We start from the raw sequence: 20,706 nt of genomic DNA on the forward strand, positions 1-20,706 counted from the left end.
TTTAGCCAGTATATGCTTGACCTCCGCGTGTCTTTGAGACTTCTGTTGTTGAAAATCCGCTTTGTAAAGTCCCATATGTTATAATTCCTCCCCACGCTCTAATGCCAATTCCGTTCCCGTTCCCCATAATGGTATTGGCATAAACACGACCTGTTCCGTTTGCTGCAATAGCAGCATTGGTCATGTCTGTGATGCTTATTGTTCCGCTTGCAACAGCGGTGTTCATGTTGCCGCCTAACTCGGCTAATACTCCAATAACCCCTGACAGGCCACTGGTATTAGTTAATATCAGCGTTTTATTGTCAAGGTTAAATGTTCCGCCTCTGTTAACATTCACCAATATAGCAGACGCAGACGTAGCATTTATCGTAAGATTATTACCGAGAACAATTTGCGCTCCTGATATGGTCAGTGTTCCGTTTATCGTGGTACTCCCAGATGGGCTTAACGTTACAACATTACTGATATTTGCAATCAAAATATTCTCTGTGTATGTCCCGGTAGCTATATTGATGGTGGTGTTATAGTTGCCCGCAGACACAGGCGTTAGCATGCTTACGGCCTTGCTTATAGTTGCGTACGGATTTGCACTTGTGCCATCGCCAGTAATGTCGCTCCCCGTAGTTGCTACGTATATGGTGCGGCTGCTTCTCATGAAATCAGGTGCGGCCCCTATCTCGCCAGTCGTTGGTAACCAGTCATTAGGCCGTGCGTCTACGTCTGGCGCAGTCAGCGTCACATCAGCAGAAAGCGCCTTGCCGTTCACCTTCCGCGTGGTCGGAACAGCGCCCACCGCCGCCGCTGTGTGGTTGTGGTTGCCCAGCGCCACGGTGCCGGATGTGGTGCCGGTACACATCCACGCCGCCGCGCCGAAACTTGCGTACCACTTCATGAGCTTGCCGAAGATCACCGACAGCTTTTCACCGCTGGAAATGTTCAATTTTGACGATGCCTGTGTAAAGTCCGCCGTCACATTCGAGCCGTTGCCGTCAGTGTTCAGCTTACCGGTGTTCAGTTTCTCAATATTCGCCTTGAAAGCGTCGTGGTCGTAGGCCGTGAAATTTCGCGCGATGGTCGTTCTGTCCGCCCACGTCCGGGCGGTACCGTTCACCGCGCGCTGAATGGTCAGCGTCGAGCCAGACACCGCCGTCAGCAGCACCGTCTCGGCGTCGGGCCTGTCGCCGCCGATCACCAAAAGGTTCGGCGGCACCGGTATTTTGGTAATGTCCTGCACCGTCACGGTGGTGTCGGTCGGCGAAATCGCGCCGAGCGTCACCGTTTCCGGGCTGTTTACAAAAGCCGGGTACATCGTTTGCATTTAATAATCCCCCTTGCCGCGAGAATTGATGAAAACCTGCACCATGACCGACGCCTCGATGCGGGTCAGCAGGTTGGGTATAATCTCGATAGAATGCCACGCCGACCGGGTGATTTTCCCCGCGTTGTCGGTGGCCAGATATTGCACAATATCCAGCTCGGTGTCGGCGGTCGCCGGAATGGCGCGCCCGTCTACCTTGATGGTCGCCGCGCTGGCTTTGGTGCCGGTAAAAATGCCATGCTGCATGTCGTGCGTGTGTGTCGGAACATCTACCTTGTGGGTGTGGGAAGGAATATCGAAGGAATGCCGGTGATCCGGTATCGCTACCTCATGTGTATGACCCGGGACGGTGTGCGAATGCGCCATTGTCCCCGTTCCCACCGTGTGGTAATGCTCTTCAATGCCCTCGCCGTCGTCATATTTGGGATAGCTCGACGCCACCGAGTTGTAGGTCGGCGAATAGGACACCGTCACCCTGCCGCCCGATTCGCTCGTTACACTGTCCCCGCCGCCCGCGTCGGATGTGGCGCTTTGTCCGCCGCCAGACTTCGAGGTCACGCTGCTGCCGCCCCCGCTCGCAACACCCTTAGAGAATGAACGAAACGGCAGGAAGGAATAGGTCAGCTTCACCGCGTTGATCCGCACCGCCTCGGCAGGAATATAAAACCGCAGCGTTGCCGGATTAGATGCGTCACAGTTGTCGGCGAAGTCGTGGGAGTCGATGTTGGTCGCCCCCTGCGCGTAGAGGTCGGCGATCCGCTGCCGGTCAGAAAGGTCGGCAATCGTCGCCGCCACATCCTGCACCTTGCTGGCGATCTGCACTGTGACGTTATCCTGCGCCACCGTCATAGCAGCCACGACGGCATAAAATTCGATGCCGTCCTCGTCGTCTAGTACCCGCACTGTTTCGCCGATGGTTGCGGCCTTGTCGGTCGCCTGCATCGTGTAACTGACATATGGTTCCTTGGCTGCCTCCAGCACCGCCCGCCCCGCCGCGCGCAGGCTTTCACGGGTCTGCTGGCTGCGGTCGACATAGATTTTAGAAATAATGCCATAGCGGTCGATGGTGTCGGCATCCAGATACGGCGGGCTGCCAATCGTCAGCTGGTTGTCCCCCTCCCCATACCCGAGGCAATAAAGCCGGGTCGTCAAGTTGGTGGCGTCCACCGTCTTGGTGATCTCCGACATATTTTTGCGGTAGCGGATTTCCTTGCCGCTGAAAGTCTCGTCGGCAGGAATGAGATTCAGCACCCACGGCGTCACGGTCGTGTCAAATGTCCAGCGGTACGCCACCGTAAAGGGTGACGGAATGGAAAAGAGTGCCGACAGCAGGTTTTCGTTCTCCCACGCATACTGATAATAGTCGCCGAAATCGCACCGCCCCAACTGCCAGCGCGTCACAACCTGCCGGTCGAGGACATAGCGCATGATCTGAGGCGTGGCCATGTTGCCCAGCTCATGCCAGCCGAATAGCACATCGTCCATCAGCACCGCGAGAACATGCTCGCACTCGTAGGTGTAGGCGTGGGTGTCCGCCGTCCGGGTGAAGGTATACGGCATGATGCGAAACAGCTCGACCCGCTCGTCGCCGTCGAACAGCTCCACATAATTAAACGGTGTACAATAGGCGTTTTTGGCGTCCTCCGCCGGGAGGGAGAACCGCGCCGTGTGTAGGCCGTTGAGGTTCAGCGAATATTCAATGTCAAAGGCATTTTGCAGAAAACACAGCCGCAGCCCCGTTTTGTGGTCGTAGATTGTCGTCACCATATCACAGCCACCTGTCGCGCCATGTCACCGTGAGGGCTGCTTTGCGCGCCGATCCGGTGTCGTAATAAATGAACGTATTTTCGCCCGGTGCCAGCTCAAAAAACTTGCTGCCCAGCTGCCAGTGCTGCACCGCGTTTTTGCCGTTGATGGTTACCGTCATGTTCTCGGTGTCGATCTCCAGCGTTTCACCGGGCATCAGCGCAATGCCTTTCAGGTCGATGTAATCATAGGCGGTGGTGCGCAGCGTCGGGGCGGATAGCGAAAACTGCGCGATAATCTGCGCCGTTCCCAAATTGACCAGATACTTCGGCCTTGCCACACCTGAGAATGCCGACTGAATCGAACAGCGAGCGGCCAACGTCGCCGACAGCCTGCCGGTCACGCCATGCGCCGCTGAAAGCGTCGTGCGCTCCAGCTTTACAAGCGTGGACATGCGCGCTTCAACCCCGTGTGACGCGCGTACATCGCAAATGAAGCTGGTCGTGTCCCCACCCGAAACGTTGAACTTGCCCCTGTTAAAGCGGATCATTGCCCCGCCCCCTTATTCAAGGAATACCGTCAGCGTCCCCGCCTCAAATTTCGGCGTTGTCCCGGTCAGCACATCGAGCGCCGTACTCAGTGCGCCATAATATAGCAGGTTGCCGCCGGTTGCGGCATCGCGAATGCCAAGATAGGCGACGCGCCCCCATGAGCCGCCCGCTTCGGGGAACGTCACGACCGCCGAATTGGACACCGACGAAGATGTCCCGCTCGACGTGGCAGCCGAAAATGCCACCGGCACCCGCTCATAGTTGATGCCGTTGACCTCCGTGCCCGAATCGCTCGACCCGGGGTTAGTGGTGTAAAGCGCCAGATAGCAGGTGTTTGGAATGGTCGGCACAGTCCCGCGCAAAAACGCGTTGAGGGCTTGCCGCTGTAAATAGTTGCTTGCAGGCATATCAATTGACCTCCTTCCGGTGCCCGATCTGGATGTTATAAATCGGGCTGGTGCCGGTATTTTTGATGCGGATCACGCAAGGTGTATCAGCGGTGCCGCTGACCGCGACCTGCGCAGTTTGCTCGTGGCTGCTGATGAAGAAGTCCACCATATTGGGCTGGCTCAACGCAAAGGGAAAGCCTGAAAATGCAATTTGAAAGGACTGTGTTGACTGGTTGGGCGACAGCACAATCTCCCCGTCCGGCGACATGTCATAAATGCGGCCGGGCGTCGAGAGGATCACCAGCTCGCCGGAAGTGGAAAGCCATTTGGCGATGGCCTCCACTTTCAGCTGTAGCGCCGCGCGACTGTGCTCAATCAGCATGCAATCCATGAGGATCTGACGCTCGGCATAGGTGCCGTCGGTCTGGCGCGTCACACCGTTGCGCCCAGCAATGGTCAGCAGATTGACCCGCTTCGCCGGTTTTAGCAAGTTCGTGATCCGCTGCACAATAATGCCCTTTGACGAGGCGCGTTCACCCCTGAATGTAAAATCATTGACCATTAAGGCAACCCCCTCCCGCGCTTTTCACGCTGGATTTTCCGATGCAGCGCCGTTGCAATCTTGTCAATATCGGCCTCTTCCCGCACGATGATGGTGTCGGCCAGCTTGGCGATAGTGACACCGCCCTCCTGCCCGTAGCCTCTGGCCTCATCAGCGGTCAGCACCCGCTCGCCTTGGTGCAGCTCCGCGACATAACCGTCATACGGCACATAAGAAAGGCCGGTTGCATGGCTGCCGTCGATGTCGTCGCCCTCGCTCATCTGCGACTTTCCGCTGCGCCAGAATGCGAGCTTGTCGGCCAGCCAAGAGACTTTTTCACTCACCCAGCTGACAATGCCGTCCCACACGCTTTTAAGGCCGTCCCACAGCGCATTGAACAGGCTCTCACCGACATCAAACAGCAGCGAAAAGCCCAGCTCAAAAGCTTTGATAAAGGCTTGCAGCAGCAGCGGCACCAGCTGAACAATGCCATCCCACAAGGATTTGAGCAGGGTTTTAATCTCTGTCCAAAAGCCCGACCAGTCCCCTTTGAACAAGGCGGCGAATGCCCGGAACAGCGCCATGAGGACATTGAGGGCGGTGTCGATAATGACCTTCACGCCCTCCCACAGCGGTTCGATAATTGCGATGATCTCGTCGCCGTGGGCTTTCCAAAAGGCGCTCATTGCATCCATAAAAGCCTTAATGACTTCTAAAACGGTCGCCGCCAACTCTTGCACCCACTCCCAAAGAGAAGCGAGCGCCGCCATGACGGCGTCTATCGTTTCTTGGTTGCTGGTCGCCCATTCGGCCCATGCCGCAATGAGCTGCGCGATAAAGTCCACAACAACCGAAACGCCCGACCCGATGATGTCAAAGACCTTGCTCACAACTTTCTGGATCATGGGCATGTTTTCAATGACCCAGCTCGCCGCCTGCTGGATGATGGGCATCAGCTTGACGCCCACCTGCGTGGCCGCCGCACCGAAAGAGCGCTTCATCTGGTCAATGGTGTCGGTGAACTTTACACCGGCATCGACCGCATCGTCGGCAATGACAAGCCCTAATTCATGCGCCTGCTTGCGCATTTCCTCCATGCTGCCCGCCTGCCCGTTTAATAACGGCATCAGCTCGGTGCCGGTTCGCCCGAAAAGCTCCTGTGCGAGGCGGGCCTTTTCGGTGCCGTCCTCCATCTTCTGAAAGGCGTCGATGGTATCAAAAAGCACATCCTCCTGATTGCGCAGGTTGCCGTTGGCATCCACCGCCGACACACCCAGCTTATTAAAGTTTTCAATGGCAGCCTTGTTGCCGGTGCTGACGCCATCAATGGCCGTGGTCAGCGACTTCATGCCCGACTGCATTTTATCGACTGATGTGCCGCTCTGCGACAGCACAAAGTCCAATTCCTGATAGGCGGTGCGCGAGACGCCAATCTTCTGGCTCATTTTGTCGATGGTGTCGGTCGCTGCCGCTGCCTTGGTCGCCATGCCATACATCGCCGCCGCACCGGCAGAGGCCGCAGCCCCCACCGCCACCGCCGCACCCGCGACGGCCTTGATCCCACCGCCGACCGAATCCATCAGCCCTTTGGCTTTGCCGTCGGTCTGGCTGATGCTGTTGAGCGCCTCTTTGTTATCGACTAGAATTGTGCCAAACAGTTTAAACAGTTCCACAGCATCACCTCGCCATGCTCAAAATAGACTTCACGTCCGCTAAAATATCCGATTCGTTCCGGGTGTCCGCCCGCGCCGACAGGCCGCGCTTGAATTCCTCAAACGGTATGTGCTGATATCCTGCCACCCAGCGCTGGCGCAGAAAATCCTCTTCCCGCTCTCGCATGGCGTGGCGGATCAGCCGCAGCCCATCCCCGGACGGCATCGCCATGATGAACGCTATTTCGCGATAGCGGCAAAGGACGAGGTCGAGGACTTCGGTGTAGTCAAGCCGCCCAGCAACGTAAAAAAACCGGCGAGGTTGTTTTCCTCCGCCAGTGTTTTAACGTTTTCCGCTAAATCCATCAGCGGCATGTCGCGCACTTCCTCGGGCGTTATTTCAAACGGCCCGGCGAGAAATTCATAAATGCGCCCCTCCGCCTTTTTAGAAACAAACAGATCCAACACCTTCATAAACGCCTGCGCGCCAATCTCGTCTTTAGACAGTTTGCCATCGTTGGCCAGCTGCGCAAGGGTCTGAATCTCGTCTTTAAGCTGCAAATCCGAAGCAATTCGCAGCGCAGAAAAAACATCCTGCGTCGTTAATTTTCTCATGCCTATGCCTCCGTTTCAGCCTTGGGATAGAAAATCTTAAATGGCGGGCTGTCCAAACTCGCTTGGTCATAGTGCCCGGTGAAAATCATCTGCACCACGCCCTCGTTCTTGTCTTGCATGCTGGCGGTCAGTCCGTTGGTGTTAATGGCGTTCATTACCTGAATAATCACCGGCATACCGCTGCCCGAAAGCTTGCCCACCCATGTAACATTCTCGATATAGTCCGCCAAATCGAAGTAGTTGCGGGCCGAAAGAATGTTGTAATCAGTGTTGGTCGTGCTGTCCACATCCGCCGAAACCAGTGCCAATTTTAGCACGTCCTCCGAGAGTTCCAAGAAATTGGCCATCAGTGTGACCACCCACTCGTCGATGGCCTCCAGCCCCTTGGCCGCACCCTTGACGCCGTCCACCTCAATGCGGCGGATGGTCGGGGCAGCCTTAAATTCACCGCCTCCGCGTGTCGCGCCAATCAGTTTTCCGGCAGTCACCGCCGTGTCAAAGGTATCGGTCGCGGCATCAAAATTCTTAAAAAAAGCGCCCGCATCCAAAAGCAGGCGCTCCGGGGTCTTTGCAGTAAAACCGCTATATGTTTTGCTCATGTGTTACTCCTTTCGTAAGCATAAAGTTCAAATGTCAATCGTCGGCGCCGCAGTTCGGGGTCGGGGTCTTCCACCTTGTTGCGCGTCGCCCGGTAAATGCGGTATTGCAGTGTGTCGGTCAGTTCACAGCGGTGATCCAACGCCTTGGTGCAGGCATCCGCCAACGCATCGACCGCCGCCGTGTCACTTGACCTGTCCCACACATTAATCTCCAGCGAATAGTCCCACCGATCCCCGCTGAAAAAACAGTTGAGATCAAACACAATGTGCGGGAACAGCTTCTCGGGCGGCGCGTCCTCATAATAAACATTCGGGCAGCGTGCCATCAGCAGCGCCCGGATGATGGTTTTAAGTTTCTGCGTCATCGTCGCCCGCCTCCCCGATTTCCTCGTTTTCGTCGATTAGCTCCTGCGCGCGGATGTCGTCCTCAATAGCGGATAGATACGCGCCCTGAATCTTGCGAATGTCCTCGATGCTCTCCCGCACCGTGGATTGCAGAATCTCGCGCCGCGGCTGGTTCGAGGTGCCCAGCTCTTGCAGTTCGCCATACCATGCCTCACCGTGCGCGCCCCGCTGCAAATTGTGAATGCCAATAATCAGGTCATTTTCCTGCTTGCGCACCCAAAATTGAAATTTACCGGTGCGGTTTTTGTTCATGAACTTCGAGCCGCCCGGAAGTGTCCGCAGTTTGCGCGCGCAGCGCATGAGGATCAACCGCCCAGTGTCTTTTAAGGCGGCGCGGGTTAATTCGGTCAGGGTGTAGCTGGCGCGGTCAACGCTAGAAACAAGCTCAACCTGCCCCTTTCTAAACTTCACGGGTGAAGGAATCGCCATTAACCCACCCCCGACTGACAGGTTAGCTCCATATGGTCGCCATCCTGATAGGTTCGGTTAATGCGATACACCCGCCCGTCAATTTCCACCTGTTGCTGGCCAGCGTATTCCACCGCCCAAATCACGGCTTTAATCTCCGGCTTTTGCCCCAATGCCTGCGCCTGATAAAATTCAGACTGACCGACCGAGCGAATGCGCGCAACCACGTCGGTGCGCGCGCTGCCCGGGATCGTATCGCCCGCCGCATTGACAGAGGGTTCACCACCCAGCAGCGTTATCACGGTGTCACGATTCAACACGATAATCCCCCGCAATCATCAAAGAACCTTTCAGCATGTCGTAGGACTGCTGATAGCGCCCGGCGTTGTCGTCCGCGCCAAAATGCGCCTTGCAATAAAGCACAACGGCCCGCTTTATCAGCGGGTCGTCCTGTTTTTCGGCAGCATTGACGCCGCACAGTGTCAAATCGGCCTGCGCGGCGTCGATCAAATCAGTCAGTTCAGCGTCAAAATAGCCGGTTGTAATCCGCAGCGCCAGTTTGACCACGTCCAGTATCGCCGCCATTAGGCCACCTTGACGGTCAGCAGCGCGAAGGACTTATCATCCATCAGCGCGCCCTCGCCTCGGGCATAACCGGCATAAGTATAGACGTGGTTTTTGATGTCCTTGTCCCGCTCGATCATGATATCCTGCACCATGTTGAACAGCACCCGGTTCGGGTCGCCGATCAGAATCTTATCGTCGCCAACCGAATCCTCAATGCGGATCAGGCCGCCCAGCAGCGCACCCTTGGCACCGTCCTGCATGTTGGGCTGGAAAATCGGCCGGCCGGTGTCGTCGATCATAGCCACCAGCCGGTTGTAAAGGGTGGCGTTGGTGACATAAATCTTGATGTCGCGCGCCCGCTTTAGCAGCCCGAAGAGGGCAGCCAGCTCCTTGTAGGTGACGGTCGCCACCGTCGCCGTTTCAACTTTGTTCGTCGCGTTGATACCTGCGATAATCGTGGCGACCGCGTCGTCGGCCATCGCCTCGCCCAGCTGCTCCGAAAGCTCGGTGACAAGATACGCCTCCAGCGCGTCAATGCTCATTTGCGCCATGGCATACGAAACGTTGATATGCTTCGAAAAGTCGTTGCCGGTGAGTGTGACATCCACGAAGGTGTTCTTCTCGTCGTCGTTGGCGGCACCCTCCGCCACCTTCTTGGCCTTGCCCTGCACAATGGCGATATGCTTTGCAACCTTAATCACGGTGCCGGTTTTCAGCACCTTGATATCCTTCATGATGCTGTGCTGCCCGCTCACCAAGTCCCAAATCTGGTTTAGAGTCGTGGTCGGCAGCACGGCGGTGGTGTTGGTGGTCAGGTGGGTGAAAGCGGCGCGTTCCTCGGTGTCCAGCTCGCGGCCCAGCAGGTTTTTAAAAAACGCGCTGCGGTACTCGGGCGATTCAGCGGAATACTTGCGCGCCTCCGGCCCATCGCCAAAATTGCGGATCACCTGACCCGCACCACCCTCGGAAATGCTGTCCAGCAACTTCTGGCGCTTTTCGGCCTGTTCCAGCAGGCCCTTGCGCTCTTCCTGCAAGTCGCCCGCCTCCTTGGTCAGCGCGTCAATGTTCGCGTCGTCCTTTGCCGCCTCGGTCTTGATGGCCGACAGGCGCGCTTCAATTTCAAGAATTCTCTTTTTCATGCTAAAATCCCTCCGTTGTTAAATTTAAAATCAGTCTTTTTGCCGCATTTCGGTGCTGAATAACTTCTGCCGCCTCGGCTTCTGCCTGCGCCTCAAAAAAGGAACGCGCCGAAATGCTGGTGCTATCGTAAGCCGGAATATCGACCGCAGCCACGTCATAGATGCGCTCGAAGCCGGAAATACGCCGTGTATGGGTCAGCCGGTCATAGCTGTCCCGGTTGGGGTCTGCCTTGAAGGTAAAGGACATTTTGTCGATGTACCCGCCCTTGACCTCTTCGTAGAGCCTGCGCCCCTCTTCGGTGCCGGAAAGGTCGGCCTTGATTTTCAGGCCGTAGTCGTCCACCTCCAGCGTCAGGGTGCCGTTCTTGGTGCGGGCCACCGGCTTGCCCCGGTGGTTAAAGTTCATCATCACGTCGGACATCTGCGCGCCGGTGAACGCCCCGCGCGAAATGACCTCGTAATACTTGATGCCGTCATATTCATACAACACGGTGGGCTGCTCAAAAGTGGCGGCGTAGCCCTCAACGGTCATGCCGTCCGCCGCTGCCCGAATCTCAAATGTGCGGTGCTGCCGGTCTTTTGTAACCAAATTGCTTCTCCCTTCCTGTTTCTGTACACTCTCATGCGCTTTAAACCATTCATCTATTTTAGTTCGCCACGCTTCTTTGTCCGGTCGGTCATCATCCCCCGCTAACCTTTTGTAGCATTCTTCCTTGGAAACATCCATTTCGATGTAGTTGGGGTTCATCGTGTCCAAATAGCTTTTGAAGTTGTCGCTCAAATTCGTTGTAATAATCCATGCATTCTTAACGTCTTTTTCCCGATTTAGCCGTCTGAGAATCGCCATTCTAACCTCAATAACATACGGGTGAATTGCCTCGCGCTCAGTCTTATGCTGCTTGTCATAGGTCAGTGCCCGAGCAATACGGTCATAGTCGGAAACAATATCGCCCTCTTTGATGCGCTCTTGCACATAGGTCGATTTTCCCGAACAAGGAGGGCCTATGATAACATTAATTGTCATGTCGGTTCCTCCTTTGTCGGGTGATATTCGCCGCGAATATAATAGCCGTCCCCATCATCCAGTGGTGGCAGGTTCCAAATCTCGCGTATCTCGTTGCGGTTCATGAGGCCACGGTCGAACATTAAGGTTGACACCCGCAACTTGTCATTGTTTGTCATGTATTGCAGCCGGTTGGCAGTGAGAAAAATCTGGTTGCCGGTTGAACGCTCGCGGTCGGTGAAGGTCATATTGGTCATAACGGTGGAAATCTGAATGGAAAGCGGCTCGATCTGCCCCTCATAGAATGCCGCCCAGCTGTCGCCGATGGCCTTATTCTGCAAAATCTCCTCATTGACCCCGAAGTAATTAAACACATTCGCCTGAATCGCCTGCATCTGCGCGGCATCCACTACAAACGGCTGGCTTTTAATCTGCTGTATGTTGGTGTAGGTGTTCGGGAACAGCAGCAGCCCGCCCGACTCTTCGGCGGCGAAGTTCTCGGTGGTGAAGCGCTTGCGCTCGGCAGTCAAATCGGTACCCTTGGCGAAGTTTGAGGACTGCGCCATAAAGCGGAATGTCGCCGAATTCTTCACGCCCTCCTGAATACCCTGATTTTGTGTGTGGATCAGCTGCATGGTCGGGTTCATGGCCGCGTTATTTTCGCCGAAAAAGTCGTCGCGATACTGGTGCATCGTCAGCACCCCCGCCCGCTCCAGTTCAATGGTCGCGCGTTTCCCGCTCGAAAAGGTATAACGCAAATAGGGCCTGCCGCTCACCTCCATGACCTCGCAAAGCTGCGGCAGCGCCGGATAATACCCGATGATGTCCCCGAATCCGTCCTCAATCGGCACAATGAAAGCCGTGTTATTCACCAGCAGAATGGTGGCCAGCCGGTATAAAAACTGCGGCGTCGATGAAAACGGGTTCGGGCGGTAGGCAAGTGTGCGCGCCAAATGTGGCTTTGCCGCCCCGATCACCTCCGGCTTTAGCTTGCTGACGTGGTTTGCTACCGCGTGAACCGCCGCGCGGGTCAGCTCCATCTCATACAGCCCGCCCTCAAACGAAGAAAACACCGGGCGGTAGGCCGTCAGGGTTTGAAAATACTGCCCGGCGTCGTTCGCGCGGTTGGGCCGCTTAAAAATACTCTCGAAAAGTCCCAAAGAATCACCCCTCGTTTTTTAGCTGCTCGCCGATGTCGGCATACCATTTTTGGCGCACCGTCATGGCGTCGATCACGGCGACAAAGCCGTCAATGCGCTCACGCTGCCCAATCTTCACCGGGCGGAATTTTCTTGTCTCGCTGTTGTGTTTTAGCGCCACATTGAGAAAATGCGCCTTTAACAGCGCATTGTCGCCCATCTCGAACGCGCCGTCTTTCAGAATGCCCTCGAATTCCCGAATAACCGGTGTGAGGTTCTCGCCCTGATGCACGTCGTCCATGTGAAAGCCGTATTGCTTCATTTCCTCCACCAAATACTGCGCCGAATAACGGTCATAGCCGATTTTTAGCGGTAGAATCTCGTATTCCTCCACCAGCATTCGGAACCAGTTTAGGCAGTCCCGATAGTCCACATAGTTCTCGCCAGAAAGCTGCAAGAGGCCGCACTGCCGGAACAGCTCATAAGGCACACCGTCCTCGGCCTGCGCCGCCTCCAGCCGAGACGCAGGCATGAAGAATTTTGCAAAGGTGAACAGTTTCCCCTCCCGCTCGATCACCACACAGCAGGCGGTCAGGTCGGTGGTCTGCGAGAGGTCGATGCCACCAACGCAGTAGGACGAACGGAAGTCCTCGAGGCTATAAACCTTTTTCGCGGCCTTGTCCACTGTCTGATAATCCAGCCACGCGACAGAGGCGTTCTGCTTGATGTTGCAGTATTTGGTCAGGAATTCTGCCCGCTTTGAAAGGCTGTTTTCGGCGACTGCAATCTCTTCCAGCAGAAAATCCACCGCCACCGACACGCCGAGGTTCGGCCCCGCCTTTTGCAGTTCGTTGATGTCGCTCCACTTGTCCGGGTCGTCGATCATGTACAAAAACGGCAGCAGGCGGCGCTCCCGGCTGCTCCCCAGCAAAAAGGCCGTGGCGCGCTTGACCAGCTCGTCATAAATCGAATCGTTGATATAGCCCGCAGTAGAGATTGAAAGAATCAACGGCTGCCGCCGGGCACCGAGCGCCGACTTCATGACCTCATACTGCCGCAACCCCGCCTCACCTGACCAGCCCGCGATCTCGTCGCAGATCACCAAATGCGGGTTGAAGCCGTCCGACTTCTTGGCATTAAAGGCTATAGGCTTGATGCTGGTGTTATAGTCGGCGATGTAAATATCCGACCGGCGTTTCTTGGCCAGCGCCGACAATTCCGGCTCCTTTTCCACCATCTGATAAAAGTTTTCGTACACGATGGCGGCCTGCTCCAGCTTTGGCGCGAGGCAATAGACCTTTGCGCCATACTCGCCGTCGAGGTACGCCATATAGGCGATAATCGCCGAGGCGAAAAGCGTCTTGCCCTGCTTGCGCATCATGATGATTAATACCTCGCGGAATACGCGCAGGCCCTCACCGTCCACAATGCCGAAAACGCAGGAGAGTATCGCCTTTTGCCACAGCTCCAGCTTAATTAAATCGCTGCGCCCTTCGCAGTGGTGACAAAACGCCTCCACAAAGCGGATGGCCTTGCCCGCCTTTTTAGAGGAAAAGAAAAACGAGCCGTTTTCCAGCCCGCTCACGATATATTCGTACACCAGCAAAATCCACTTGCCGACGATGATTTCCCCGGCCTTGATTTTCTGGTAATACTCCAGTATGTAGTTCATCCGCTCCCCCCTTACTCGCCGCGCATCGCGTCAAGCTTGGACTTTCGCTGCTCCGGCGGCAGCAGTTTTTCAAGCCGTTCCATGACGGTGTTGTAATTCTTGAAAAGGCTGTTGTACGCCTGCAAATCGGACGAGGCTTTCTTCCCGAACTGGTTGGCCCCGTTCCGGTAGTCCTCGCTGCAGCCGTTGGAGTTGAGCGACGCCTGCAGGTCGTCCAGCGTGACACGCATAAACGCCGCGTTTTCGATCAGCGGAAAGGCGAGCGCATACTTACCCGGCTCCAAAACCTTGTAGATTTTGTTAAGTCTGTTCTTCTCCTTCTTGATCCGCTCTGCTTTAGTTTTTTCTGGCTTATTTTCCATGGGTACACCCCCCTTCGCGACCCTGCGGTAAAAAATGAATGGCCCCTCTCGGTCTTGAGGTATTGATAAACGAAAAATTTTCAAGGGGGGAGTACGTTTCCATCTGCCCCCCACCGGTACCGTTGCGGGCGCTCCTGCTGCCGCGCGGCATGTTCTTTGTTGTGGCATTCCTGACAGAGATATTCCAGCCTTGCATGGTTGAGTGTAACGCCCGGGTCGTTGATATTATGCGGCGTGAGAATGGTCTTGTGGTGGACGATGTCGCCCGGTTTGCCGCACCGCTCGCACAGGCCAAACACCGACGCGATGTAGCTCTCTCTACAGGCTTGCCATGCTGTTGAATTGTAGAATGCTTTTGCGAATAATTTTGCCATGTTTGCATCCTTCTGGTTACCCGTCTAGGAATGTTGAATTTATTATAAATCAGTGGTAATATATGTATTATTCTTTATATTGGAGGTACCTACTATGCCTGGTAGCGCTGCACCCAGTTCTGATGCACTTCTTGGATTTGGTAAAGAATTTGTTGGCCCTAGTTCAGGATTGATTAATAAAATAGCCTGCTTTGGGCTAAATCCACTTATTCCATGGTTAGCTAAAAGATCCGATGAAGAAGAAGCTGTAAAATCATTAAGACATTCTTTAGAAGCCATGGATATGGACCCTTTAATGAAAGCCGCTATGATAGCCACAGCAAGACAAAATTTAAATTATTTTCTAAATCAAAGTAGCATTATAGAAAAAGCCATCCCGTTACTGCACGAAACAGAGCGTTCACAAGATGTTGACGAAGAATGGCTCTCTCGTTTTTTAGATGGCGCAAAGCATGTTTCCTCAGACGAGGTGAGAACTATATGGGCTAATATTCTAGCTAGCGAATGCAACGAACCCGGAACAATTCCGAAATCAATTTTGGCTGCTCTGGCTTCTATCGAAATTGAAACTGCGAGAGCCTTTGAAATTCTAGCAAAGTTCGTCATACAACTGTCCCCCTACGGACTTCCAAATTTAGTGATTGATTGGAATCAAAATTTTGTGTTGCGTAAATTTGGTGTTTCTTTCGCAGATATTTTAGAACTTTCCAGAATAGGCTTAGTCTCATGGAGTAATGAAAATGGTTTTAATTTTGATGTCGAACAAGTGACATTTAAATTGCCCCTTGAATCCGATTTCTGCCACACATTTGTTTATGATGTAAAAAAGCCGCATCATAAGTTTTACACTCAACAAGGCCGCATTTCAAGGGGAAACGTAGTATTTACACCTGCTGGTCTATCGCTTTATCAAACGCTTACTGTAGAGCCTCTGGACGCAACAGATTTTATGGCATATTTGAATACATTTGCTGAAAGCTATGACCTTCTGATTAAATAATGCATCTTATGATACTGAAAGTGATTTCTACAATATATAAGGCACCCTCCTTGTGAGGGTGCCTTATATTATATCTATAATACCACTTGATTTTTGCCCCGTGATATCAACATCAGGCCAAACCGGCATTTTTTGCAACGTACCAGATATAACGAGAACGCCACCGCTGCCACGTTGCACTACCGGCTATAATCGGGTAAGGCATTCCATAAAGAACATTGTTCCATACACCCCGTCGGTATTCTTCTGGTATTTTTTCTGCCGCCCGCTCGATGGCTCGAATCTGATCTTCAACTCGGCTCAGTCGTTCCGCTTTATTATACGTTTGGTCTGCTGGTTCGGAAGAGCGTGGCATGCCGTCATTAATTGGAACAGCGCATAGTATGTCTTGGCGCTCTGCACGCAACCGATCATAATCCTTCGTCATGTAAAGAACCTGCTTATAAACATTGTGTGGTAAAAGATATGGGTTTCGCCGCTGACGCTGGTAATCTCTCAATTTATCATCACCTTTCTGTTGAGGGTGTTATATGGTTATTGCTCCTCTCGCGCACTATGTATTATCAGCACCCAATAACGCTTTACCGGGTCGCCGCCCCACTCAGGGCTATGCCCGCTCGCTCGGCGTATCGGCGTGACTTCACAAATAGCGGTGGGTGACGTGCTACTATACCCGTTGCGCAGCTTAATGGTTATGCGCTGACCTTCGTAGCGCTTAAAGCGGGCGGCATAATAAGGCGTATCGTCGCGGTATTCCTCGCCTTTTATGCCTGCAAGTATCATCTGGTACCAGTTGCTTTTTATCGGCAAAGTTAGCATTTCTACACCTCAAAACTACTGTTTGCACAGTTGAAGGTCTTGCGCATCTGCTATGCGCTTCTTTGCAACATCGAAATTATGTGAGTCAAGTTCTATCCCAACAAAATTTCGGGATGTATTGATGCAGGCCACGCCCGTGCTGCCGCTGCCCATGAAGCAATCGCAAACGGTGCCACCCTCGGGAACGATTCTTACAATGTTCTCCATTAGCTCAACCGGCTTTTCGGTCTGGTGGTTTAGTTTGCTGGTTGGGACATTGGAGTGAGAAAAAAGCCCGTCTAGTATAGGAACACCCCGGTCAAAAGGCATCTTGCCATTACTACCCCACACGACATATTCGCACCGGTTTCTAAATCTGCCCATTTGCGGGCGACTGTTTTTCTTATCCCATACGACAATGCCGCGCCATGTCCAGCCCGCCATTTGTATGGCATCGGCTACTGCAGGCAGATTTCTAAAATCAATAAACACGCAGCACACGCCGCCTTCTTTTGTTTTCGCTCTGGCAGTGAACAACACCTCGCGCAAAAAGTTGGTATAACTGCGCATATCCATATTGTCGCCACTAAAGGATGGCATTTTTACTGCCCTTGCGCTGCCGCTGCTCGCATATTTGCTTGCTGTATCGTTTTTTCTTTGGGTAGAAAACGTTCCACCCGAAGAATATGGCGGGTCAATGATAAAGCCGTCAATGCTGTCAGCGGGCAACTTTGACATTTCGGTTAAACAATCCCCGCAGAAAAGTTTTGCTGTTTGATTCATTGTTTATATGCGTCCTCCAATTTAAATTTGTTTTTCTGTCGCTTTTTGATGTATAATGTTTCCAAAAGAGGTGATTTCCTTGGGCTTAGATTGGGAACAGATCATGCAGGATAGCCTAGCAATTTTTATTAAAATGGCCTCAGATATACTTGTTGATACTTGGCCTATTTGGGCCTCAATTATCGGCGCTGCAATCGCCAGTTTTATTGTCAACCGCACTTTGCGTAGCGGTTTTATCTTTGCAGGATACCCTCGCCACCAAGCCAAGAAAAAGGCTGATAAAATCAGCGGTATTTTGGATTTAATATCCACCGCATCCGATTTGAATAAAAAGAAATGACAGGACGTTAATTGTTTCATCGCGCCTCAAAATCATAGTTTGTGATTACATTTCTTGCACTTCGCCGGTATCACAATTCACGGTCAGCCCCATTTCTGCCAGCTGCTCGGCCTGTTTTCTGACCTTCTCCCGCTCGGTGGCTAATCGTATTTGATCCGCCAGCCCTTCAAGAGAATCGGCAAAGTTGCCTTTTGGCATCGACATGGGCATAATGGCCGCCTGCACAATCAAGCCAGTTTTCACAACGATGTAACTAATGCCGTTCGCCGTCTTGCGCTCAAAGAAGCGCTGAAAGTCCTGTTCGTCTGATACCGGTTTGAGGTACTTTGTCTGAATGAACATAATACCGTCGCTGATTCTCAGCGGCTTCAAGACCCGCTCGGTATAGACAATTTCGGGGTAGGCGTCCCGCTCGTCTATTGGCAATTCATTTTCGCAGCAGTCGGTCATGTTGATTTCGGTCGGCAGCGCCCGATTTAGCACCGTCCACTTAGGGCGGTTTTTCTCTGGCACATCAAAGATGGTCAGCAGGTTTGAAGCGTCCAAATAAGGCAGCCTGAACAGCTTATAAATGCCCCCGCCGTCACTGACATACTGCTCCACGGTGTCTTCTCCCCTGCTCTCGAACAAAATAGCCACCTTGTTTTTCTTGCATATAGTCGCCACGTCTTTAATTTTCATGCTGTCCTCCTGTCTCGCCAGTTGCTTCTGCAGCTGGCTTTTATGTTTTATGATCTTACATGGCATCTTTTGCCCGCAGGCGACAAAACGCCTCCAGCTTCGCCCGTGCCGTGGGCCTGTCCTCTGCCTGCATGTGCTTATTGATCCAGTTGTGAGCATCGGGCAGAAGGTCACCCGGATGGCTGCCGGAAGAGATCAGCACATCAACGCGGTTTATCAGGGCAGCGTATGAAGGATATTTCAAAATCAGCTCTGCATGTTTAATCACCCGCTCGCCCCTTCCCTTTTGGCAGTGTTGGGCGCGGTTCATATAGCCCTGTTTCATCGGTTCCGGCCACATAGCGCAAAATCACCCGGGCGGCATCTTCGCAGGAATAGCAAACTGCAACGCAATAGCCTTGACCGACAAGCTGCTCCATCCACCACGTTTGATTTTTATCGGGCCGGTTCTTGCCGAACTTCATTTCGATATAAAGGCCGTGATATGTATCGCGGGCAACTGGCAGGCACAGATCGGGAACGCCCGCTCGCAGTCCTAACCGTTTTTGACGGGCACCACCGGCAACACTGCGCTTGCCCTCGTTCGGCACATGATACAACAGCTGCAATTCGGGGTATCGGGCGGTCTGCCATGCGGCCCATGCAATAAGCTGCTGCTGTTCGTTGTCCTCGCTGGACTGAATGGGATATTTCATTGCTGGCGGTTCCTCCTTTCGGTTTCCTGTTCTGCCTGCTCGAATGACTCAAACAGATCATGCGGCAATACCAAATCAGTGAGCGATAAATCGTCGACATCTTGGACGGCATAGGTCATGCCTGTACCAAAAGCATGAATATCTACCATTCCGGCCAGCTTCTTTTCGACCGGCTGCCATGTGCTTTCTTCATCCACCACTAGCACCCAGCAGGATTGACCCAGCGGCACAGGCAATCTGTGCCAACAGCGGCGATTGCGGTTCCAGTCCCGGTCTTGCCACGAGCGGGTGAGTCTTTTCTTTGCACGACTGTTCATTTTCAACATCTCCTTTTGATCGGTTGTAATCGGATGAGGGTATAGCGCAGGTATTCGGCCCCGCTGTATGGGTTGCGTCCCCGTTCCGGTTCGGTCTGCGGGTCGAGCATCCAGCCCTTTGGCACCTTGATACCCTCCCGCCAATGTTTTGCCTTAATGGTCGCCTGCTTTGGTTGGGGCCTGTCCAGCCCTTTTGAGCATTTCCAGCGATTGCCCACCCGCTCGGGTGTGTCGGTGTGGGCAAAGATATACTCTGCCAGCCTGCGATATTGCCCCGATTCATCTAGCGGGCGCACATTGACATGACCATACGGCCATAGCGCCTGCAGCTGTCTCAGCTTGATGCCCGGCAGCACCATATGGTGGTGCGATTTCTTCGATGGTCTTTGTTCTGTGACAGCCACATACCGCAACGGGACGTTTTCAGCAGCGTATATTTTTCTGATATTCTGCATTAAGGTGTGATAATGGGCTAATGCTTCGGCAGTAGTTGGGCGCAGCTCTTTGCGATAGGTGAACGTCACCCATATATCCTCCGGGCCGAAATTCGCATTGAGGATATGGCGCAGCCGTCGAAGAGCGTTACTGCGGTTTACTCTTGCGATCTCTTCGGGGGATGGCTTATGCCACTCTTCCCCCGATCCCGTGGACTGGCTGCGGACGGCTCTCTGCCTTAGTTCTACCTCTCGGGTTCGACCGGCGTCGGTCGTTCTCTTACAGTAGGGCATGGTTTGTTCCTTCTGTCCCCCTCGGGGCGGGTGAACCAAAAGTTAATACCCCTTAATCAAGCTAAAAGGCGCATTCTGGCGCACTTTTTAATTGATTTTCTCGCGCGATTATGCTATAATATTTATGTACAGTTGGCGCGAAAGCGTTGGGTATTTTAGGGGCATCACCGTTTGCGGCGGCGATGCCCTATCTCTTTATGCGCTTTGATGCCGGGGGCGCGTCCCGGTGCGTTGGCTCGGCGAATTGCCGGGCCTCTTTGCTTTGGTTAAAGTTGCAGACTGTGCGGCTGCTGCTCTGGTCGAGGTGCGGGCAACCGCTGTAACAATGGGTCATGCAGACGGGTGCCTGATGCTTCGGGCATCGTACCCATGACCGCTGTTGTTCCGGTGTCTTTCCGCAGACAGGGCAGCGCGTGTCATGTTCCGACATTCTCGCACACCTCCCCGGTGTAGCGATTGCGCCCGCTCGCTTCGAGCTTGTCCCCGATGGCGCGGCGGCCATCCGTTTCGAGGATGTTTATAAAGTTCTGCCATGCGATAAGCGGGTTCTCGTCCCACATCGCCCGCTCGATGGCTTCATCCACAAGGCGATGCAGTTCTGAGCGCTTCATAGCGGCGGTTGGTGCTATAACTGCCACCTCCCCCACCCGATCAGGAACAGGCCCAACAGCACGAGGCACACCCGCGACGGAAAATAAACGATATGTATCACAACCGGCAGCAGTATCATGACAAGGCCCGTAACCGTAAAAAGGCGCTTTAATCTGGTACGCGCCGCCTCGGCGAGGAAGATGCTTTTTAAGGCAAATAGCCGTTTGAAATAGCATGAAAGGTGTTTCCGCCGTTTTGTCCGGCAACCTTTAAGCGAAGCAAGTCGCATGTCA

The 20,706-nt window shown here is 53.7% G+C and carries 31 protein-coding genes; 2 read left to right on the forward strand and 29 right to left on the reverse strand.

All coding sequences use genetic code 11. The features are described 5' to 3' along the window. Window position 1 precedes the first annotated feature (1 nt). The 19 genes from RBH76_03260 to RBH76_03350 all read right to left on the reverse strand — a co-directional run bounded on the left by RBH76_03260 (window position 2) and on the right by RBH76_03350 (window position 14,480). On the reverse strand, window positions 2–1,318 hold the full coding sequence (locus RBH76_03260) for a hypothetical protein (protein WMJ84458.1): 1,317 nt from the start codon (window positions 1,316–1,318) through the stop codon (window positions 2–4). Beyond that, window positions 1,319–3,085: a phage tail spike protein gene (locus RBH76_03265; GenBank protein WMJ84459.1), complete on the reverse strand. Its 1,767-nt coding sequence runs from the start codon at window positions 3,083–3,085 to the stop codon at window positions 1,319–1,321. It abuts the gene before it with no gap. A 1-nt stretch (window position 3,086) separates the two neighbouring features. Further along, window positions 3,087–3,614: a phage tail family protein gene (locus RBH76_03270; GenBank protein WMJ84460.1), complete on the reverse strand. Its 528-nt coding sequence runs from the start codon at window positions 3,612–3,614 to the stop codon at window positions 3,087–3,089. Between the two features lie 12 nt (window positions 3,615–3,626). After that, window positions 3,627–4,022 (reverse strand): hypothetical protein, encoded by a 396-nt coding sequence (locus RBH76_03275; protein WMJ84461.1) that lies wholly within the window; start codon window positions 4,020–4,022, stop codon window positions 3,627–3,629. Window position 4,023: 1 nt separating this feature from the next. After that, window positions 4,024–4,566: a phage tail family protein gene (locus tag RBH76_03280; GenBank protein WMJ84462.1), complete on the reverse strand. Its 543-nt coding sequence runs from the start codon at window positions 4,564–4,566 to the stop codon at window positions 4,024–4,026. Continuing rightward, on the reverse strand, window positions 4,566–6,218 hold the full coding sequence (locus RBH76_03285) for a hypothetical protein (GenBank protein ID WMJ84463.1): 1,653 nt from the start codon (window positions 6,216–6,218) through the stop codon (window positions 4,566–4,568). Before RBH76_03285 ends, RBH76_03280 begins: the two co-directional genes overlap by 1 nt. A 4-nt stretch (window positions 6,219–6,222) precedes the next feature. Continuing rightward, on the reverse strand, window positions 6,223–6,423 hold the full coding sequence (locus RBH76_03290; protein WMJ84464.1) for a hypothetical protein: 201 nt from the start codon (window positions 6,421–6,423) through the stop codon (window positions 6,223–6,225). Window positions 6,424–6,437: 14 nt separating this feature from the next. After that, window positions 6,438–6,812 (reverse strand): hypothetical protein, encoded by a 375-nt coding sequence (locus RBH76_03295; GenBank protein WMJ84465.1) that lies wholly within the window; start codon window positions 6,810–6,812, stop codon window positions 6,438–6,440. Window positions 6,813–6,814: 2 nt separating this feature from the next. Further along, entirely contained in the window at window positions 6,815–7,411 is a 597-nt protein-coding gene (locus RBH76_03300) for a hypothetical protein (protein ID WMJ84466.1), read from the reverse strand. After that, entirely contained in the window at window positions 7,408–7,776 is a 369-nt protein-coding gene (locus RBH76_03305; GenBank protein ID WMJ84467.1) for a DUF3168 domain-containing protein, read from the reverse strand. Before RBH76_03305 ends, RBH76_03300 begins: the two co-directional genes overlap by 4 nt. Next, window positions 7,760–8,245: a hypothetical protein gene (locus tag RBH76_03310; protein WMJ84468.1), complete on the reverse strand. Its 486-nt coding sequence runs from the start codon at window positions 8,243–8,245 to the stop codon at window positions 7,760–7,762. The genes RBH76_03305 and RBH76_03310 overlap by 17 nt, the downstream gene beginning before the upstream one ends. Further along, window positions 8,245–8,544: a phage head closure protein gene (locus tag RBH76_03315; protein ID WMJ84469.1), complete on the reverse strand. Its 300-nt coding sequence runs from the start codon at window positions 8,542–8,544 to the stop codon at window positions 8,245–8,247. The genes RBH76_03310 and RBH76_03315 overlap by 1 nt, the downstream gene beginning before the upstream one ends. After that, window positions 8,531–8,809, reverse strand: a complete 279-nt coding sequence (locus RBH76_03320; GenBank protein WMJ84470.1) for a head-tail connector protein — start codon at window positions 8,807–8,809, stop codon at window positions 8,531–8,533. The genes RBH76_03315 and RBH76_03320 overlap by 14 nt, the downstream gene beginning before the upstream one ends. After that, window positions 8,809–9,930, reverse strand: coding sequence for a phage major capsid protein (locus RBH76_03325; GenBank protein WMJ84471.1), 1,122 nt, complete (start codon window positions 9,928–9,930; stop codon window positions 8,809–8,811). The genes RBH76_03320 and RBH76_03325 overlap by 1 nt, the downstream gene beginning before the upstream one ends. Before the next feature lies 1 nt (window position 9,931). Then, the gene (locus tag RBH76_03330) at window positions 9,932–10,954 is read right to left on the reverse strand and encodes an HK97 family phage prohead protease (protein WMJ84472.1); all 1,023 of its coding nucleotides are present in this window, start codon (window positions 10,952–10,954) and stop codon (window positions 9,932–9,934) included. Next, window positions 10,951–12,093, reverse strand: a complete 1,143-nt coding sequence (locus RBH76_03335; GenBank protein WMJ84473.1) for a phage portal protein — start codon at window positions 12,091–12,093, stop codon at window positions 10,951–10,953. Before RBH76_03335 ends, RBH76_03330 begins: the two co-directional genes overlap by 4 nt. 4 nt (window positions 12,094–12,097) lie before the next feature. Further along, window positions 12,098–13,744, reverse strand: coding sequence for a terminase large subunit (locus RBH76_03340; protein WMJ84474.1), 1,647 nt, complete (start codon window positions 13,742–13,744; stop codon window positions 12,098–12,100). A gap of 11 nt (window positions 13,745–13,755) precedes the next feature. Next, window positions 13,756–14,106 (reverse strand): hypothetical protein, encoded by a 351-nt coding sequence (locus tag RBH76_03345; protein WMJ84475.1) that lies wholly within the window; start codon window positions 14,104–14,106, stop codon window positions 13,756–13,758. A gap of 80 nt (window positions 14,107–14,186) precedes the next feature. After that, window positions 14,187–14,480: an HNH endonuclease gene (locus RBH76_03350; protein ID WMJ84476.1), complete on the reverse strand. Its 294-nt coding sequence runs from the start codon at window positions 14,478–14,480 to the stop codon at window positions 14,187–14,189. A 94-nt stretch (window positions 14,481–14,574) separates the two neighbouring features. On the opposite strand from RBH76_03350, the gene RBH76_03355 reads away from it, so the two are divergent. Then, window positions 14,575–15,480 (forward strand): DUF2806 domain-containing protein, encoded by a 906-nt coding sequence (locus RBH76_03355; protein ID WMJ84477.1) that lies wholly within the window; start codon window positions 14,575–14,577, stop codon window positions 15,478–15,480. Between the two features lie 112 nt (window positions 15,481–15,592). Here RBH76_03355 and RBH76_03360 read toward each other — a convergent pair whose 3' ends face one another. The 3 genes from RBH76_03360 to RBH76_03370 all read right to left on the reverse strand — a co-directional run bounded on the left by RBH76_03360 (window position 15,593) and on the right by RBH76_03370 (window position 17,061). Then, on the reverse strand, window positions 15,593–15,907 hold the full coding sequence (locus RBH76_03360; protein WMJ84478.1) for a hypothetical protein: 315 nt from the start codon (window positions 15,905–15,907) through the stop codon (window positions 15,593–15,595). Between the two features lie 107 nt (window positions 15,908–16,014). Beyond that, window positions 16,015–16,299, reverse strand: a complete 285-nt coding sequence (locus RBH76_03365) for an ASCH domain-containing protein (GenBank protein WMJ84479.1) — start codon at window positions 16,297–16,299, stop codon at window positions 16,015–16,017. A 15-nt stretch (window positions 16,300–16,314) separates the two neighbouring features. Then, on the reverse strand, window positions 16,315–17,061 hold the full coding sequence (locus RBH76_03370) for a site-specific DNA-methyltransferase (GenBank protein WMJ84480.1): 747 nt from the start codon (window positions 17,059–17,061) through the stop codon (window positions 16,315–16,317). 79 nt (window positions 17,062–17,140) lie between these two features. On the opposite strand from RBH76_03370, the gene RBH76_03375 reads away from it, so the two are divergent. Then, window positions 17,141–17,401: a hypothetical protein gene (locus RBH76_03375; protein ID WMJ84481.1), complete on the forward strand. Its 261-nt coding sequence runs from the start codon at window positions 17,141–17,143 to the stop codon at window positions 17,399–17,401. 45 nt (window positions 17,402–17,446) lie between these two features. Here the strand turns inward: RBH76_03375 and RBH76_03380 are convergent, their stop codons facing one another. The 7 genes from RBH76_03380 to RBH76_03410 form a co-directional block, all read right to left on the reverse strand. After that, entirely contained in the window at window positions 17,447–18,082 is a 636-nt protein-coding gene (locus tag RBH76_03380; protein ID WMJ84482.1) for a hypothetical protein, read from the reverse strand. Window positions 18,083–18,137: 55 nt separating this feature from the next. Next, window positions 18,138–18,350 carry a hypothetical protein gene (locus RBH76_03385; protein WMJ84483.1) on the reverse strand — a complete coding sequence of 71 codons (213 nt, stop codon included), beginning with the start codon at window positions 18,348–18,350 and terminating at the stop codon, window positions 18,138–18,140. Continuing rightward, entirely contained in the window at window positions 18,343–18,777 is a 435-nt protein-coding gene (locus tag RBH76_03390) for a VRR-NUC domain-containing protein (protein ID WMJ84484.1), read from the reverse strand. Before RBH76_03390 ends, RBH76_03385 begins: the two co-directional genes overlap by 8 nt. Continuing rightward, complete coding sequence (locus RBH76_03395) at window positions 18,774–19,094, reverse strand: hypothetical protein (protein ID WMJ84485.1); 321 nt, start codon at window positions 19,092–19,094, stop codon at window positions 18,774–18,776. Before RBH76_03395 ends, RBH76_03390 begins: the two co-directional genes overlap by 4 nt. Window positions 19,095–19,096: 2 nt before the next feature. Next, window positions 19,097–19,822: a hypothetical protein gene (locus RBH76_03400; protein WMJ84486.1), complete on the reverse strand. Its 726-nt coding sequence runs from the start codon at window positions 19,820–19,822 to the stop codon at window positions 19,097–19,099. Between the two features lie 187 nt (window positions 19,823–20,009). Continuing rightward, window positions 20,010–20,252, reverse strand: a complete 243-nt coding sequence (locus RBH76_03405) for a hypothetical protein (GenBank protein ID WMJ84487.1) — start codon at window positions 20,250–20,252, stop codon at window positions 20,010–20,012. Continuing rightward, window positions 20,239–20,649: a hypothetical protein gene (locus RBH76_03410; protein WMJ84488.1), complete on the reverse strand. Its 411-nt coding sequence runs from the start codon at window positions 20,647–20,649 to the stop codon at window positions 20,239–20,241. The genes RBH76_03405 and RBH76_03410 overlap by 14 nt, the downstream gene beginning before the upstream one ends. Window positions 20,650–20,706: the final 57 nt, after the last annotated feature.

The sequence above is a fragment of the Oscillospiraceae bacterium MB24-C1 genome, from assembly GCA_030913685.1.
Taxonomy (GTDB): Bacteria; Bacillota; Clostridia; order Oscillospirales; family Ruminococcaceae; genus Yanshouia.